The 14,883-nt window shown below is 65.4% G+C and carries 15 protein-coding genes; 6 read left to right on the forward strand and 9 right to left on the reverse strand.

The window, feature by feature from the left end:
* The 5 genes from AC1D09_RS20910 (at position 1) to AC1D09_RS20930 (ending at position 4,715) form a co-directional block, all read left to right on the forward strand.
* The gene (locus tag AC1D09_RS20910; protein ID WP_477662810.1) at positions 1–918 is read left to right on the forward strand and encodes a branched-chain amino acid ABC transporter permease; all 918 of its coding nucleotides are present in this window, start codon (positions 1–3) and stop codon (positions 916–918) included.
* A gap of 5 nt (positions 919–923) precedes the next feature.
* A complete protein-coding gene (locus AC1D09_RS20915; RefSeq protein WP_477662809.1) occupies positions 924–1,937 on the forward strand; it encodes a branched-chain amino acid ABC transporter permease in 1,014 nt (337 codons plus the stop codon).
* Complete coding sequence (locus AC1D09_RS20920; protein ID WP_477662808.1) at positions 1,937–2,689, forward strand: ABC transporter ATP-binding protein; 753 nt, start codon at positions 1,937–1,939, stop codon at positions 2,687–2,689. Before AC1D09_RS20915 ends, AC1D09_RS20920 begins: the two co-directional genes overlap by 1 nt.
* A 19-nt stretch (positions 2,690–2,708) precedes the next feature.
* Positions 2,709–3,422 carry an ABC transporter ATP-binding protein gene (locus tag AC1D09_RS20925; protein WP_477662807.1) on the forward strand — a complete coding sequence of 238 codons (714 nt, stop codon included), beginning with the start codon at positions 2,709–2,711 and terminating at the stop codon, positions 3,420–3,422.
* Positions 3,423–3,563: 141 nt separating this feature from the next.
* Positions 3,564–4,715, forward strand: a complete 1,152-nt coding sequence (locus AC1D09_RS20930) for an ABC transporter substrate-binding protein (RefSeq protein WP_477662806.1) — start codon at positions 3,564–3,566, stop codon at positions 4,713–4,715.
* 186 nt (positions 4,716–4,901) lie between these two features.
* On the opposite strand, the gene AC1D09_RS20935 is transcribed toward AC1D09_RS20930, so the two are convergent.
* From AC1D09_RS20935 to AC1D09_RS20945, 3 genes are all read right to left on the reverse strand, one after another.
* Positions 4,902–5,435, reverse strand: a complete 534-nt coding sequence (locus AC1D09_RS20935) for an arsinothricin resistance N-acetyltransferase ArsN1 family B (protein ID WP_477662805.1) — start codon at positions 5,433–5,435, stop codon at positions 4,902–4,904.
* Positions 5,436–5,771: 336 nt separating this feature from the next.
* A complete protein-coding gene (locus AC1D09_RS20940; RefSeq protein ID WP_477662804.1) occupies positions 5,772–6,836 on the reverse strand; it encodes an alkene reductase in 1,065 nt (354 codons plus the stop codon).
* 119 nt (positions 6,837–6,955) lie between these two features.
* Positions 6,956–7,888, reverse strand: coding sequence for an NADP-dependent oxidoreductase (locus tag AC1D09_RS20945; RefSeq protein ID WP_477662803.1), 933 nt, complete (start codon positions 7,886–7,888; stop codon positions 6,956–6,958).
* Positions 7,889–7,994: 106 nt separating this feature from the next.
* On the opposite strand from AC1D09_RS20945, the gene AC1D09_RS20950 reads away from it, so the two are divergent.
* Positions 7,995–8,876 (forward strand): LysR family transcriptional regulator, encoded by an 882-nt coding sequence (locus AC1D09_RS20950; RefSeq protein ID WP_477662802.1) that lies wholly within the window; start codon positions 7,995–7,997, stop codon positions 8,874–8,876.
* 54 nt (positions 8,877–8,930) lie between these two features.
* Here the strand turns inward: AC1D09_RS20950 and AC1D09_RS20955 are convergent, their stop codons facing one another.
* The 6 genes from AC1D09_RS20955 to AC1D09_RS20980 form a co-directional block, all read right to left on the reverse strand.
* A complete protein-coding gene (locus AC1D09_RS20955) occupies positions 8,931–10,094 on the reverse strand; it encodes a M20 aminoacylase family protein (protein ID WP_477662801.1) in 1,164 nt (387 codons plus the stop codon).
* A complete protein-coding gene (locus AC1D09_RS20960) occupies positions 10,091–10,474 on the reverse strand; it encodes a helix-turn-helix domain-containing protein (RefSeq protein ID WP_477662800.1) in 384 nt (127 codons plus the stop codon). The genes AC1D09_RS20955 and AC1D09_RS20960 overlap by 4 nt, the downstream gene beginning before the upstream one ends.
* 120 nt (positions 10,475–10,594) lie before the next feature.
* Positions 10,595–11,098: an Lrp/AsnC family transcriptional regulator gene (locus AC1D09_RS20965; RefSeq protein WP_074579680.1), complete on the reverse strand. Its 504-nt coding sequence runs from the start codon at positions 11,096–11,098 to the stop codon at positions 10,595–10,597.
* A 42-nt stretch (positions 11,099–11,140) separates the two neighbouring features.
* Positions 11,141–12,541 (reverse strand): aminotransferase class III-fold pyridoxal phosphate-dependent enzyme, encoded by a 1,401-nt coding sequence (locus AC1D09_RS20970; protein ID WP_477662799.1) that lies wholly within the window; start codon positions 12,539–12,541, stop codon positions 11,141–11,143.
* Between the two features lie 126 nt (positions 12,542–12,667).
* Positions 12,668–13,594: a 2-hydroxyacid dehydrogenase gene (locus AC1D09_RS20975; RefSeq protein WP_477662798.1), complete on the reverse strand. Its 927-nt coding sequence runs from the start codon at positions 13,592–13,594 to the stop codon at positions 12,668–12,670.
* A 157-nt stretch (positions 13,595–13,751) separates the two neighbouring features.
* Positions 13,752–14,651, reverse strand: a complete 900-nt coding sequence (locus AC1D09_RS20980) for a GNAT family N-acetyltransferase (RefSeq protein ID WP_477662797.1) — start codon at positions 14,649–14,651, stop codon at positions 13,752–13,754.
* Positions 14,652–14,883 lie beyond the last annotated feature (232 nt).

The following is a 14,883-nucleotide window of genomic DNA, read 5'->3' on the forward strand; positions in this document are numbered from 1 at the left end:
ATGAACGGCACGATCGTTTTCGCGCAGCTGCTCAACGGCCTGCAGTACGGCGTCCTGCTGTTTTTGCTGGCGGCAGGCCTGACGCTGGTCTTCGGCATCATGAGCTTCGTCAACCTGGCGCACGGCTCGCTCTACATGATGGGCGCGTACTTCGCGGCCACGGCCTTCCAGTACACCGGCTCCTTCGGGCTGGCTTTGCTGGCGGCCATGCTGGGCTCGCTGCTGCTGGGCCTGGCGCTGGAGTTCGCCGCGGTCGCGCGCCTCTACCGGCGCGACCATCTCGACCACGTGCTGGCCACCTTCGGCCTGGTCTTGTTCTTCAATGAACTGGTGCGCATCATCTGGGGCCCGCAGCCGGTATTTTTGCAAGTGCCGGAGTTTCTGGGCGGCGCCATCCCCATCGCCGGCTTCAGCTACCCGGCCTACCGCTTCGCCATCATCGTCGTCGGGCTGGTGGTGGCGGTGGGGTCCTGGCTGCTGATCAACAAGACCCGCGTGGGCATGCTGATCCGGGCCGGCGCGGTGAACCCCGCGATGGTCGCCGCGCTCGGCGTCAATATCCGCCTGCTCAATGCCATGCTGTTTGCGGTCGGCGCCATGCTCGCGGGCCTTGCCGGCGCGATGGCCGGGCCCATCCTGTCGGTGCAGTCCGGCATGGGCGAGTCGGTGCTCATCACGACACTGGTGGTCATCGTGATTGGCGGCATCGGCTCGGTCACAGGCGCTTTTTATGCCGCGCTGATTGTCGGCATCGTCGACACCCTGGGCCGCGCATTTTTGCCCTTCATGCTGCGGCAGGTCACCGAGCGCTCGCTCGCCGACGCGGCCGGCCCGGCCCTGGCCTCCATGCTGGTCTACCTGCTGATGGCGGTGGTGCTGGCCTGGCGCCCGCAAGGCCTTTTTCCAGCCAACAGGTGACAACCATGAGCCCACTTCTTTCACGCCCCAGCGCCTGGGTTCCCTTGCTGGTCCTGCTGTTGCTGGCGACCGTGCCCTTCGTCGCGCAAGCCACCGGCCAGCCGTTTTATGTCGCCTTCTTCGCGCGCATCATCATCTACGCGATTGCCGCCTGCGCGCTGAACATGGCGCTGGGTTACGGCGGACTGGTGAGCTTCGGCCATTCGCTGTTTCTCGGGCTGGGAGGGTATGCCGTCGGCCTGGCCTCTTTTCATGGCATCGGCAACGGCTGGATGCACCTCGCGCTGTGCCTGGGCGTGTGCGGCCTGGTCGCGCTGGTCACGGGCGCCATCAGCTTGCGCACCAGCGGCATCGCCTTCATCATGATCACGCTGGCCTTTGCCCAGATGGGCTACTTCCTTTTCGTGAGCTTGAAGAACTATGGCGGCGATGACGGAATGTCCATCGCCCAGCCCAGCCGTTTCGGCCCGCTCGACCTGGCGTCCGCGACCAGCGTCTACGCCCTGGCCTTCGTGGTCCTGGTCCTGTCGATCTGGTGGCTGGCCAGGCTGCGCGCCGCGCCCTTCGGCATGGTGATCCGTGGGGCCAAACAGAACACGCGACGCGTCAATGCCGCCGGCATCCCGGTGCTGCGCTACCAGTTGCTGGCCTATGTGATGTCGGGCATGTTGTGCGGTGTGGCCGGCCTGCTGCTGGCCAACCTCAATGCCTTTGCTTCGCCCAGCACGCTGGCCTGGTCGGTTTCGGGCGAGCTGATCGTCATTGTGGTGATCGGCGGCCTGGGCACGGTGTTCGGCCCCCTGATGGGGGCGCTGGTTTTCCTCGGCCTGGAAGAAATCCTGAAAGGGTTTACCGAACACTGGATGGTCGTCTTCGGCCCCTTCATCGTCATTGTCACGCTCCTGGGAAACCGCGGCATCATCGGGCTGCTGCAGCGCCTGGATTCCCGTGAAAAGCCGGCACCACAAGCCGCTCCGTCGGTCGTTGCGGCGACGGATGTCGCCCAAGGAGCCCTGTAATGGCCAGCGTACTTCGCACTGAATCGCTCACCAAACGCTACGGCGCGCTGCTGGTCACGGACTCGGTGTCGCTCGACATCGGCGAGGGAGAACTGCATGCCATCATCGGTCCCAACGGCGCAGGCAAGACCACGCTGATCAACCAGCTGTCAGGCGAGCTGGCGCCGAACAGCGGCCGCGTCTGGTTCAAGGGTGCGGATGTGTCCGCTTTGCCGATTCATGAGCGTGCCAGGCGTGGTTTGTTGCGCTCGTACCAGATCACCTCGATCTTTGAGGACTTCAGCGTGCTGGAGAACGCCACGTTCGCGGCGCTTGGTTCACGCCAGCATGCCTTCAAGTTCTGGATGCCGATGCTGGCGGACAAGAAAGCACGCAAGTTCGCCGAAGAAGCGCTGGCAGCCACCGGCCTCGCGCATCGATGGGACGTGGCGGCCGGCGACCTGGGTTATGGCGAGCGCAGGCAGCTGGAACTGGCCATGAGCCTGGCCGCCGGCCCCCAATTTTTGCTGCTCGATGAGCCCATGGCCGGCATGAGTGTCCAGGAATCCGCCGCCGTCATCGCGCTGCTGCAGCGGCTCAAGCGCCGGTACACCATCCTGCTGGTCGAGCACGACATGGATGCGGTGTTCGCACTGGCGGATCGCATCAGCGTGCTGGTCTACGGCAAGATTTTGTTCACCGGCACGCCTGAGGAAATCCGCAACCACCCGGAAGTGCGGGCGGTGTATCTCGGTGAAGAAGCTCCAGCATGACGCGGGCAAGGAAAAAACCATGACGCCATTTTTATCCGTCCAGGGCCTGCAGGCTTCCTACGGCCATGCGCAGGCGCTGTTTGACATCTCGTTCGACGTCGGCCCGGGTGAGGTGGTCACCCTGCTCGGGCGCAACGGCATGGGCCGCTCCACCACCGTCAAATGTTTGTTCGGCATGCTGCCCGTAGCCTCCGGTAGCGTGTCGGTGAGCGGTGCCCGTGTCGACCACTTACCGTCGCACCGTATCGCACGCCAGGGCCTGGCACTGGTGCCCGAAGGCCGGCAGGTGTTTCCCAATCTGACGGTCGAGGAAAACCTGGTGGCGACCGCCCGTGACGACAAAAAAAGCCATGGAAAGCCCTGGGACCTGCGCCGTGTCTATGCCTTTTTCCCACGCTTGAAAGAGCGCCGCGCTAATCTGGGATCACAGCTGTCGGGGGGCGAGCAGCAGATGCTGGCCATAGGCCGCGCGCTGATGACCAACCCGCGGCTGCTGGTGCTCGACGAAGCCACAGAAGGCCTGGCCCCCGTGATTCGAAACGAAATCTGGCGTGCCCTTGCTGACCTGAAGAAGGAGGGTTTGTCGCAGATCGTCATCGATAAAAACGTGAAAGCGCTCATGGGCCTGGCCGACCGGCACTTTGTGATTGAAAAGGGCCGCGTGGTCTGGCAAGGCAGCTCGGATGAATTGCGCGGGCAACCAGAAATCGTTCACCAATACCTGGGGGTCTGAATCACCTTCACAGCAAGTTCGGCGACCGAACTTATTGCTTGAGGGTTGCGTTCAGCCAGCGTAGTACGACATCTCGGGGTTTAACCCATTTGAACTACTTTGCTTTGATGATGTACTGGCTAAAGTAATAAAGGAGACAACATGGCTCTCAATTGCACCCACCTCAAGGCCACCATGGCCGCGCTTGTGATCCTGGCCTTGCCGATGTCCAGCCACGCCATCGAGCTTGTCTTCGGGCAGGTCGCTTCGCAGACCAATCCGACATCGGCCGCGAACGCCAAAGGCATGGCGGCGGGTATCCAGGCCTATTTCGACAAAGTCAATGCGGGCAGCACCCTGCAGGGCAACAAGCTCAAACTGGTCACGCTTGATGACAGCCTGCAAGCCCCGAAGATGCTTGAGCTGACCCAGCAACTCATCGGCGATCCGGCGGTGGTGGGGCTGTTGGGCTTTCTCAACAGCGGCGGACTCGCCGAAATCGCCAAGCAGGATTTGCCGGGCAAGAACGGCATCGCGCTGATCGCGCCGCTGCAGGGCGATAAAAATGTGGTTTCCGCCAGCAATGTGTTTCCCCTGCGCAGCGGCTATGCGGATGAAGTGGGCAGCCTGCTCAAGGAAGCCAAGACCTGGGGCAAGGACTCGCTGGCCATCGTCAATATGAGCGTCGCATTCGGCCCACCCCTGGCGCAGTTGACGACCCAGCTCAGCGGGCCGCAGGGCGTCAAAATCGTGACGCAGCAGGTGCTTGACGCCGCACCCGACAAGCTGGACGCGAGTGTTCGCGCAGCCGCCGCCGCCATCACGGAGACCCGCCCCAAGGGCATTATTCTGCTGGCCGCGGGCAAGCCCGCATTTGAATTCGTCAAGGCTGTCCGCGACGTCCCCGGGGGGGCGGTGCAGATCTACGGCCTGTCGGTGCTGCTGCACGACGGCTTGGTCAATGCCGTCGGCAAGGACAAGGCGCGCGGCATCGTGTTGAGCCAGGCGGTGCCTTTCCCCTTCGTTCCTTCCAAGCCGGTCATCACCGAATATCAGGCTGACATGAAGAAGTACGCACCGGGCGAGGCCCTGTCTTTCTCAAGCCTCGAAGGCTACATGGGCGCCAAGATCGCTGTGGAAGCCGTTCGGCGTGCGGGCAAGACGCCGACCCGCGCCGGCGTGCTGCAAGCCTTGTCCAACCTGGGCGAATACAACCTGGGAGGTGTCTTTGTCAACTACTCAGCCAACCAGCGGACCGGTTGGGGTGGTGTAGACCTCTCCATCGTGAATTCCAGCGGCAACCTTCAAAAATAGCTTCGAAAATTGTTATCGCCGACTTGATGGAGAACTGGCGTGAACCCCTTGAACTGGACCACGGGGACGAACGCGAAGTTGAACCGCCGGCCCTGGCTTGCCTCGCAAGCAGTTAAAGCGCATGGCCGCCAAGGATGCGGCTTCCGGCAAGCTCCGAAGGGAAACCAGCCAGCCGCAGGCCGGGATTTATCCGCCCCGATACGCCGTCGGTGGACCAGGTTGCGCAAGTGCCTGAATGGAGCGCTGCCACCAACCCACGTCGTGCCAGGCGTTCAACTTGTAGCCGACCTTTCGGTAGATCCCGAGCGGCTCAAACCCCATCGATTCGTGGAGCGCCACACTCGCGACGTTCGGAAGGGCGATACCGGCAAAGGCTTGCGCGTAACCCAGTGTCTTCAGCTCCTCCAGCAGCGATTTGTAAAGCTGTTTACCGATGCCTTGGCCGCGGGCGTCACTGCGCACATAGGCTGTCACGTCCACGGACCACTGATAGGCGGCCCGTTCGCGATGTTTGCTGGCATAGACGTAGCCGCTGACCTGGTCTGAAGCATCAAGACTCACCAGCCAGGGAAAGCGCTGCAGCGTGGTCGCTATGCGCGTCCCCATTTCGTCGGCCGTTGGCGGCTCCAGCTCGAACGAAATGGCTGTCTCGCGCACGATCGGGGCGTAGATCGCGGCAATGGCGGGGGCGTCATCTATCGTAGCGGTACGGATGTCCATGGCTAAACGCGTGGGTAAAGGAGTTGCCGAAATTTTCTCGTCCGGCATTTTGGCAGGAGCCGCAGCGCTCCAGATGCGCAGACCCCAAGGGCTGCGGAAATCCACAAGGGGCCCGTTAGTAGACACCGATCGGTTTGAACTGTCCAGACGCGGCCCCGGCGCCAGCCAGCGCGAAATGGCGGAGTGGTGGGGAGTGCCCGCTCGACCTCCGCTATCGCGCTGATGGAAACCCCGGATACGCGCATAGGAAACCGGACTGCCGGCCTCTCATGGATGCTGGAGCCCGGCGCATGGAGCCACAGCGGAGCCTTGATCGCGCCGGGCGCCTGACAGGCTTTATTCGGGACCGATAGCGGGATAGTCGATGTACCCTTCCGCGCCACCGGCATAGAACAATTGCGGCCGCACTTCGTTCAACGGCGCACCGGTTTTCAGGCGCGCGACCAGGTCCGGATTGGCCAGTGCCATCGCACCCAGGGATTCCATGTCGGCAAGGCTTGCGGCGACGTCCAAGCCGACCTGCTCACGCTTGCGGCCTGGGCGGTTCACGATCAGCGCCCCGCCGAAGCCCTTGCGGATGTCCGCCAGGAGGGCGTCGTTGCCCGCATGGAGGACGTGCAGGTAAGCGATGCCCATTTTTTCGAACTCCGCCGCGAGGTAGCGGTAAAGATCATCATTGTCCCGCCCCTCGGCGATGCCGCCCGCGGGGAATCCCGGCGATACGCGGATGGCGGTTTTCTCGGGGCCGATGGCATCGGCGATCGCGCGTGCCACTTCGATGGCAAAGCGCGCGCGGTTTTCCATGGAGCCGCCGTACTCATCGGAGCGCTGATTCGCATTGGGAGCGAGGAACTGGTGTACCAGATAGCCGTTCGCGCCGTGTATTTCCACGCCGTCCGCGCCCGCTTCGACGGCACGCGCGGCGGCGTGTGCGAAGTCGGCCACGGTTTGCCTGACTTCGGCGGTCGTCAGCTCGCGCGGTGCGGGAATGGCCTGCATGCCCTTGACCGTGAACATGTCGACGCCGGGCGCGATCGCCGATGGCGCGACGGCTTGCCGATGATGCGGTGTGTTCTCGGGATGCGAGATACGTCCCACGTGCATCAGCTGCACGAACAGGCGCCCGCCGGCGGCATGGACGGCATTCGTTACCTTGAGCCAGCCGGCGACATGCGCGTCGGTGTAGATGCCGGGCGTGGCGAGATAGCCCTGCCCGTCGTCGGAGGGCTGGGTGCCTTCGGTGATCAGCAGGCCCATGGTCGCGCGCTGGGCGTAATACTCCGGCGCCAGATCGCTGGGCGTTCCGTCGGGCTTGGCCCGGCTGCGGGTCATAGGCGCCATGGCAAGCCGATGCGGCAGTTGCAGCTTGCCGACCTTGATGGGGGACCAGACATCATTCATTTCATATCTCCTGGGATACATGGGTTAAAAAAAGGGGATGCCCGTTTTCGAAACGGAGCGTTGGGAAGCAATTCGCGGGTGCGTTTCGGCGTTGCGTTGGAGGCCTTTTAAGCGCCGGTTCAGTCGGCAAACGTCACCACGGTCTTGCCGCGTTGTGGATGCGTCCGGTTGCGTTCGATGGCCGCAGCCAGCTCCTCCAGGCGCACGACAGCGCTGACCTCGGACTGCAAGCGGCCGTGCACCACGTCATCGGCGATGGCTTGCAAGCGCGCGGTATCCGGCGTGTTCTGGAACCAGAGGCCGCGGCGGCCCACCGGCGTGTTTGCCGCAATGTCGGGTGATGCGGTACTGACGACGGTGCCGTTTTCGGTAAGCACGGCCCATGAGCGGCTCAGCACGTCGCCGCCGGCGTAGTCGAGCACGAGGTCGATATCGCTCACGAGGTTTTCAAACTGTTCCCTGTCGTAGGCGATGACATGGTCCGCGCCAAGACCGCGGACATAGCTGCTGTGGCTGTCCCGGGCGGTGGCATACACCACGGCGCCTGCCTGGTGCGCGTACTGCACCGCGAACCCGCCCAGGCCGCCGGCGGCGCCCTGGATCAGGATGCGCTGCCCGGGGCGGATTTCGCCGGCAAGGTGCAGGCTTTTCCATGCAGCCACCGAAGCCAGGGGCAAGGCGGCGGCTTGCACGAAGTCCAGCGCGTCGGGCACCGGGCTCAAATTGGCCTCGTTCACCGCGACCAGGTCGGCGTAGGCGCCCAGGCCGCCGAGCGGGCCCATGACGCGATCGCCTGTACGCAGCCGGGTAACGCCCGCGCCCACCGCTTCAACGACGCCAGCGAGTTCTATGCCCAGGACGGTCGGCAATTGCAGCGGGAAAGCGTCGCGGACATAACCCTCGCGCAGCTTCCAGTCGAGCCCATTGACGCCGGCGGCGTGGACGCGGACCAGCACCTGGCCCGCCCCCGCTACCGGCGGCGCGACCGACGAGACCTTGAGGGAACCGGGGCCGCCGTATTCCGTCAGTACCAATGCACGAATGTCATTCATGAGAAACACCTTTGAGGTTTTGTTGCGTAGGACTCGACAATAGGGTGTTTCACATTGGATTCAAAGACTCTAAAATTGATACTTGTCGTATCAATATTGAGACACTATGGATTTAAATGCCCTTGGGGACTTTCAGCTGGTCGCCACGCATGGCGGTTTTGGAAAGGCCAGCCGCGCCAGCGGCCGGTCCAAGGCCACCTTGTCACGGCGTGTCGCCGATCTTGAGGACGCATTGGGTATCCGGCTGATCGAGCGAGGCACCCAGCGCCTGGAGTTGACGGAAGCCGGCCAGCTGTTGCTGCGCAGAACGGAAGGACCGATGCACGAGGTTGCCGATGCGGTCACGGCGGCGCGAGACAGCCTTGCAGCGCCGCGAGGCCGTCTGCGTGTCGCGGCACCGCTGCTGTTTTCGCAAGTGGCGCTCGGGCGGATTGCCGCGCGGTTCCTGGCGAGCTATCCGGAAGTGCAGATCGAAGCCGTGGCGGAGGATAGGCTCGTCAATCTCGTCGACGAGCATTTTGACGTGGCCATCCGCATCAACCCCTCCCGGGATAGCGCCCTGGTCGGCAGGTGTTTTGCCAAAGACCGGATGGTGCTTGCTGCCGCACCCTCCGTTCAGATGCCGACGGGGCGTAAAGACACGCCTTTTGGCGTTCCGGCAGTCGTGACGCCCAGCTATCGCGACGGCGATGTCTGGTCCGTCAACAATGGTCAGTTCACCATCGAGCCGCAACCTGTTCTACGCCTGTCTTCGCTTCTGATGGTGCGCGACGCCATCGCCGGCGGCGCAGGGGCGGCCATGATGCCGCAATCCATCATTGGAGACCTGCTTGAAAAGGGCGCACTCGTGTCCTGGGGCATTGCCGGCGACGAAGTGGAGCTTTGGGTTCTGCACACCTCCCGTCGTTTGCAGAGTCCCAAAGTCCGGGCCTTCGTGGAATTCATGTGCGCCCAGTACCCCAGTGGCTCGTTTGTCGTTCAAACCTGACTTTGCCTCCCCCGGCCTCCAGCCCGAGGGATTCATCCCGGAATTGGTTCCGGGTCAGCTTGCGAGCGCAAGGCTCGCCACCTGGACAAACCAGCTGATGCCCAGCGGCAGCACCTCGTCGTTGAAGTCGTAGCTGGGATGGTGCAATGAGGGGCTGTCTTCGCGCCGCGGGCTGGCGCCCTGGCCCAGCCAGAGGTAGGCGCCGGGCCGGGCCTGGAGCATGAAGGCAAAGTCCTCGGAGGTGAAGGCCGCCGAGGGCGCCATCGAGGCCTTCAGCCCCGCGGCTTCAGCGGCGCGCAGGGCCAGCGCCGCTTCCTGCGGCGTGTTCACGGTGGCGGGGTAGTAGCGCACATACTCCACCTCGATCGTGGTGCCGCTGGCCTGGGCCACGCCTTGCGCGATCTGCCGGATGGACGCTTCTAGGGTGTCCTGCACGTCCGCATCAAAACTGCGCACCGTGCCCGTGAGCTCGACCGCCGAGGGCAGCACGTTGTGCGACTGGCCGCCGCTGATGCGCGTGACCGAGAGCACCGCGTTCTCGGTCGGCGGAATCCGGCGCGACGTGATGGTGTGCAGCTGCGAGACCAGCTCGCTCGCGGCGAGCACCGCATCGGGCGTGCGGTGCGGCTGGGCCGCATGGCCTCCCCGGCCGCGGACCACGATGTCGAAGCGATCGGCCGCGGCCATGATGGCGCCCGGCCGCGTCTGGGCGGTGCCGGCGGGCAGCTCCGGCCAGTTGTGCAGGGCATAGACCGCGTCGCAGGGGAAGCGCTTGAAGAGCCCTTCCTGGACCATCACGCGTGCGCCGCCCCGGCCTTCCTCGGCCGGCTGGAAGATGAAGTTGACGGTTCCGTTGAAGCGGCGCGTGCGCGCCAGGTGGCGTGCCGCGCCCAGCAGCATGGCGGTGTGCCCGTCATGCCCGCAGCCGTGGTGGATGCCGGGGAAACGGCTGGCATAAGGCTTCTCGCCTTGCTCAAGAATCGGCAGCGCGTCCATGTCGGCGCGCAGGCCCACGCTGCGCCCCGCGCTGCCGGCGCGCAGCACGCCGACAACACCGGTGCCGCCTATGCCTTCATGCACCTCCAGCCCCAGGTCGCGCAGCGCCGAGGCGACGATGCCGGCGGTACGGTGCTCCTTGAAGGCGAGCTCCGGATGCGCATGCAGGTCGCGCCGCAGCGCGACCAGCTCGGGCAGCAGGTCGGCAATCTCCCCGGTCATTGGAAGGCCTGGCGTGCCGCCCGAGGCTGGCTGGCAGCCGTGAGGTACTGCCCGGGCGTCATGCCGAACACGGTCTTGAAGTGCCGCGAGAGATGGCTTTGGTCGTAAAAGCCCGCCTCGCTGGCCGCGCTGGCGACCGGCATGCCCTGCCGCATCAGGGCTTGCGCGCGCGCCAGGCGCAGCCGGCAGATATAGCGGTGCGGGGACACACCCACCTGCTGGCGGAACACGGTGGCAAAGCGCCATACGCTGAGCCCGGCGAGACCGGCCAGCTCCGACAGCGCCAGCGCCTGGTTGAGGTTCTCGTTGATGTGCCGCTGCACACGCTGGATCGCTGCGGCCGATCGGGCGGGCGCCGGAAGGCTGGAAGAAGGGTTCATGCTGCAAGCGTAGGCTGGGCCCGCCGGAGATGGCACCGGAAACAGGCGCCGGCGCAGCAGCAAATGTCGAATCAGGTCGGGCTGCAGCAAAAGCTGCGGCCCCCGGCCTGCTCAGCGCGCTCAGGCGTGCGGCTGCATCAGCTGCTCGATGGGGTAGTAGTTCTTGACGAAGGGTGTCTTGATGACGATGTAGCTGAAATATTTTTCGATGCCGATGTTGGCCTCCAGCAAGCCCTCGACGATCTCCTGGTAGTGGTTTACGCCGCGCGTGACGAACTTCAGCAGGTAGTCGTAGCCGCCGCTGACCAGGTGGCATTCCACGATCTCGTCGATGGGGCGTATGCTCATCTCGAACTTGACGAAGTCCTCGCGCTTGTGGTCCTGCAGCGTGACTTCGGTGAATACCAGCAGCGTGTCGCCCAGTTTCTCGAGCCGGATCTGCGCGCCGTAGCCGGCGATGTAGCCGGCTTGCTCCAGCCGCTTCACGCGCACCAGGCAGGGGCTGGGCGACAGGCCGACGGCGTCGGCGATTTCGACGTTCGAGGCGCGCCCGTTCTTTTGCAGATGGCAGAGGATGCGCAGGTCAAGGCGGTCGAGTTTGGGGTTGCCGGTGGATGTATTCATCGTTACCCCATTTAAGCAAGTTCCACGCCCAAGTCAATCAGGTCAAGCCAGTGCGCGCCGCACCTCGGGCTGTTCGAGCACGGTGTCCAGGGTGCGGTTCAGCCGCTCGAACATCTGCTCGAACTCCGAGGGCGTGAAACACAAGGCCGGCGCAAAACCCAGGATGCTGTCGCCGAAAGCGCGGAAGATGAGGCCGTTCTCGTAAGCCGCCTTGGCGATGCGGTCGGGCAGCTGCAACGCCGGGTCGAAGCGGGCCTTGGTGTATTTGTCGCTCACCAGTTCGAGCGCGCCGAGCAGGCCGCGCGAGCGTGCATCGCCCACCAGCGGATGGCGCAACATGGAGCGCAGCCCCGCTTCGAAGTGGGGCGCGACGCGCTGGCCGTTGGCGAGGATGCCGCCCTCTTCGTAAAGGCGTATGACTTCCAGCGCTACGGCGGCGCTCACCGGGTGCGCGGAGTAGGTGGCGCCGTGGCCCACCAGCGCACCTTCGGGCGTGCCGTCGGCAATACCCGCGTACACGCGCTCCGACATCAGCAGCGCGCCCATGGGCGCGTAGCCGGATGTCAAGCCCTTGGCCACCGTCATCAGGTCGGGCGACACGCCCTCGGCGTCGCAGGCGAACATGGGGCCGGTGCGGCCGAAGCCGGTGATCACCTCGTCGGCCACAAACAGGATGTCCAGCTCGCGGCAGGCCTGGTGCATGGCCTTGAGCCAGCCCGCGGGCGGCACGATCACGCCGCCCGAGCCCTGGATAGGTTCGCAGAAGAAGGCCGCGACGTTTTCCGCGCCCAGCGCGTTCACCTTCTCGCGCAATGAGGCCACCGAAGCCGCGATCAGCGCCTGCGGGTCATTGCCCGCGGGGCTGCGGTAGAGGTAGGGCGAGGGGATGTAGTGCTGCTCGGGGCGCGGCAGGTCAAAGCCGCGGTGGAAGGCGGGCAGGGCTGTGAGGCCCGCGCCGGTGGACGATGAGCCGTGGTAACCGCGTTCCAGCGCAATGAAATGCTTCTTGGCCGGCCGGCCCGTGCTGTTGTAGTACTGCACGATAAGCCGCACGGCCGCGTCCACCGCCTCGGAGCCGCCGAGTGTGAGGTATACGTGCTTCAAGCCCGGCGGCGCGATCTCCACCAGCTTGGCGGCCAGGCGTATGGCCGGCTCGCTGGCGTAGCTGAAGTAGCCGGTGGCGTAGGGCAGCTCGCGCATCTGGCGCGCGGCGGCCTCCACCACGCTTTCATGGCCGTAACCGATGTTGACGCACCACAGGCCCGCGAAGGCATCGAGCAGTTCGCGGCCGTCGGCGTCGCGCAGCCAGGCGCCCTTGCCGGAGCGCAGCACCGTGGCGCCGCGCTGCTCATGGCCGCGCCAGTTGGCCACGGGGTGGATCAGGTGCGCCCGGTCGAGCGCCACCAGCGAAGAATCGAGGGAAAGGGTTTTGGTGGACATCATGGGCACAAGCTTAGGCGCGAGTGCGCAGCGGGTGCTGCGGCTTGTCCCCTTGCGCGCGCACGACCATGCTGTTGTTTGCGGGCCTACGGTAGAAGATTCTGCGGGCCTGGGGCTGTTTGGCTGGTCCTAGTACCCGCGCGAGCGGTCCACCACGCCTTCAAGCGGCAGGCCGAAGGCGTAGCGCCGCAGGTTGTCCAGCAGCGCTTCGCCCGCGGTTTCCGCCTGGGTCGCGCTGGCAATATGGGGCGTGAGCCAGATCCGCGGATGCTGCCAGAACGGGTGGCCCTGCGCCGGGGGCTCCGGCTCGCAGACATCCAGGACGGCGGCCGAAAGCCGCCCGCTGTCCAGCGCGGCCAGCAGCTCCGCTTCCACCAGGTGGCCGCCGCGCGCGGCGTTGACCAGGCAGGCGCCTTGCGGCAGCGCGTCGAACACGCGCCGGCCCAGGATGCCGCGTGTTTCGGGCGTGAGCGGCAGCAGGCACACCAGGATGTCGGTGCGGGCCAGGAACTCGTCCAGCTGCGCCTCGCCGCTGTAGCAGCGCACCCCCGGCTCGTTGCGGCTGGAGCGGTTCCAGCCCGCGCAGTCAAAGCCGAGCAGCCGCAGCTGCGCCAGGGCCGCGCGCCCCAGCATGCCCATGCCCATCACGCCCACGCGCCGCGTGGAGGCCGGCCGCACGGGCCGTTCCTTCCATTGGCTGAGGCTTTGCTGGTGCAGGTATAGCGGCATCTCCCGGTGCAGCGACAGCACGGCCCAGCTGATGTATTCGCACATGCAGGCCGTCAGGCCCGGCTCCACCATACGCACGACGGTCAGCCCGGGCGGCAATGCAGAGAAGTCGAACTGGTCCACGCCGGCCCCTACGGAGAACAGGATCTCCAGCTTGGGAAGGGTTTCGGTGATGCGCGGCGGGGGCTCCCAGGCCGCGAGAAAGCGCACCTGCGCCGGGTCTTCGATTTCCGGCCAGGTCCAGAACGGCAGCTGCGGCATTTTGCGCGCGAACTGCTCGGCCCACACCGCCCCGCGCTGCGCGGGGCCCTTGTACAAAAAAGCCATATCAGTTTTCCATGCAACTTGACGGTACCCGCGGCCTACGAACGCGAAGAGCCGAGGCCAGCGCCATCGCGGAACCGGCTTTGCCGGGCCGCAGGTGGCGCCCCCTTGAGGGGGGAGCAGGCTACACGAAGTGAGCCTGAACGGGGGTGGGCCATTCCTAGCCCATAGCCTGACTGACCAGCGCCCAGCCACCAAATGTCGGCCCGCGTTCCAGCGGCCCGCCGCGCACCATGGTCGTCACCGTGTCCACGCGGGGCAGGCCCTGCGCCTCCAGCCATTCAGGCAGCCCGCTGGCGGCGTCGACGTCGATGCGCAGGAACTTGCCGGCATAGTGGCTGCACCAGTGGCCTATGAGTGCCTGCGCCCCCGCAAGATCGGGTGCCACCACGGGGCCGATGGCATGGCCGCGCCCGAAGCGCCGCACGACGGAAAAGCCGACGGCTTCGCCCCCGCTTGCCAGCACCACCGCCTCGCCGTCGGCCAGCAGTTTGCGCAGCATCGCCTCACGCGGCATGCCGGCGCTTCGCGCATCGAGCGCGGCCAGTGTCTTCGCGTCGTTGCGGCCCAGCGGGCGCAGCCGCATGCCTTGCGGCAAGGCCACCAGCTGGGCCGGGGCCGCCATGCCCTGGTGCTGCCGGACCTCGCCCGTGATCGCAAAGCCCATGCGTTCGTACAGGCCGCGGCCTTCGGGCGTGGCGTGCAGCAGCACGGTGCGCCCGTCCAGCCCGGTCATCACCGCGTGCATGAGGTGCTGGCCCACGCGCTGCCCCTGCATGCGCGGCGCCACCACCACCAGGCCCACCGTCGCGTGCTGTTTGCCCCACTGCCAGTGCACAGCCGTGCCCACCAGTTCACCGTCGCGCACCGCGGCCACGCCCTGGCCGTGCGCTACGGCGAACTGCCAGTCTTCCAGCCGGTGCGGCCACTGGAACTCGCGCGACAGCGCCTGCGCGGCTTCAAGGTCATTCGTCGTCAGGCGCCGTAACGACACCCCGTCGGGCAGGGCGCGGCCCACCGCCGCAAGTGCGGCCTGTGGATCAAATATGTGGTCGGACATAGGGCTTTCCTTCAAAACTTCCGCTCGTCAATACATCGATACATCGATCGCGGTTTGGGGGTGATGATGCTTGGCGGGGTGATTTGAGGCTTGTACGATCTTGGCGCCCGCCGCCGCCGCCCGCAGAACGGCACAAAGCGCCTCGTGCCCGCCGCAGTCCGGATGAATACTTTGCGCGTACCGCGCAGAACCGCAACAACTGCGGCGAAGGCTGCCTACGATTGCTTCCTGT

Source organism: Polaromonas sp. P1_A2, assembly GCF_056406895.1.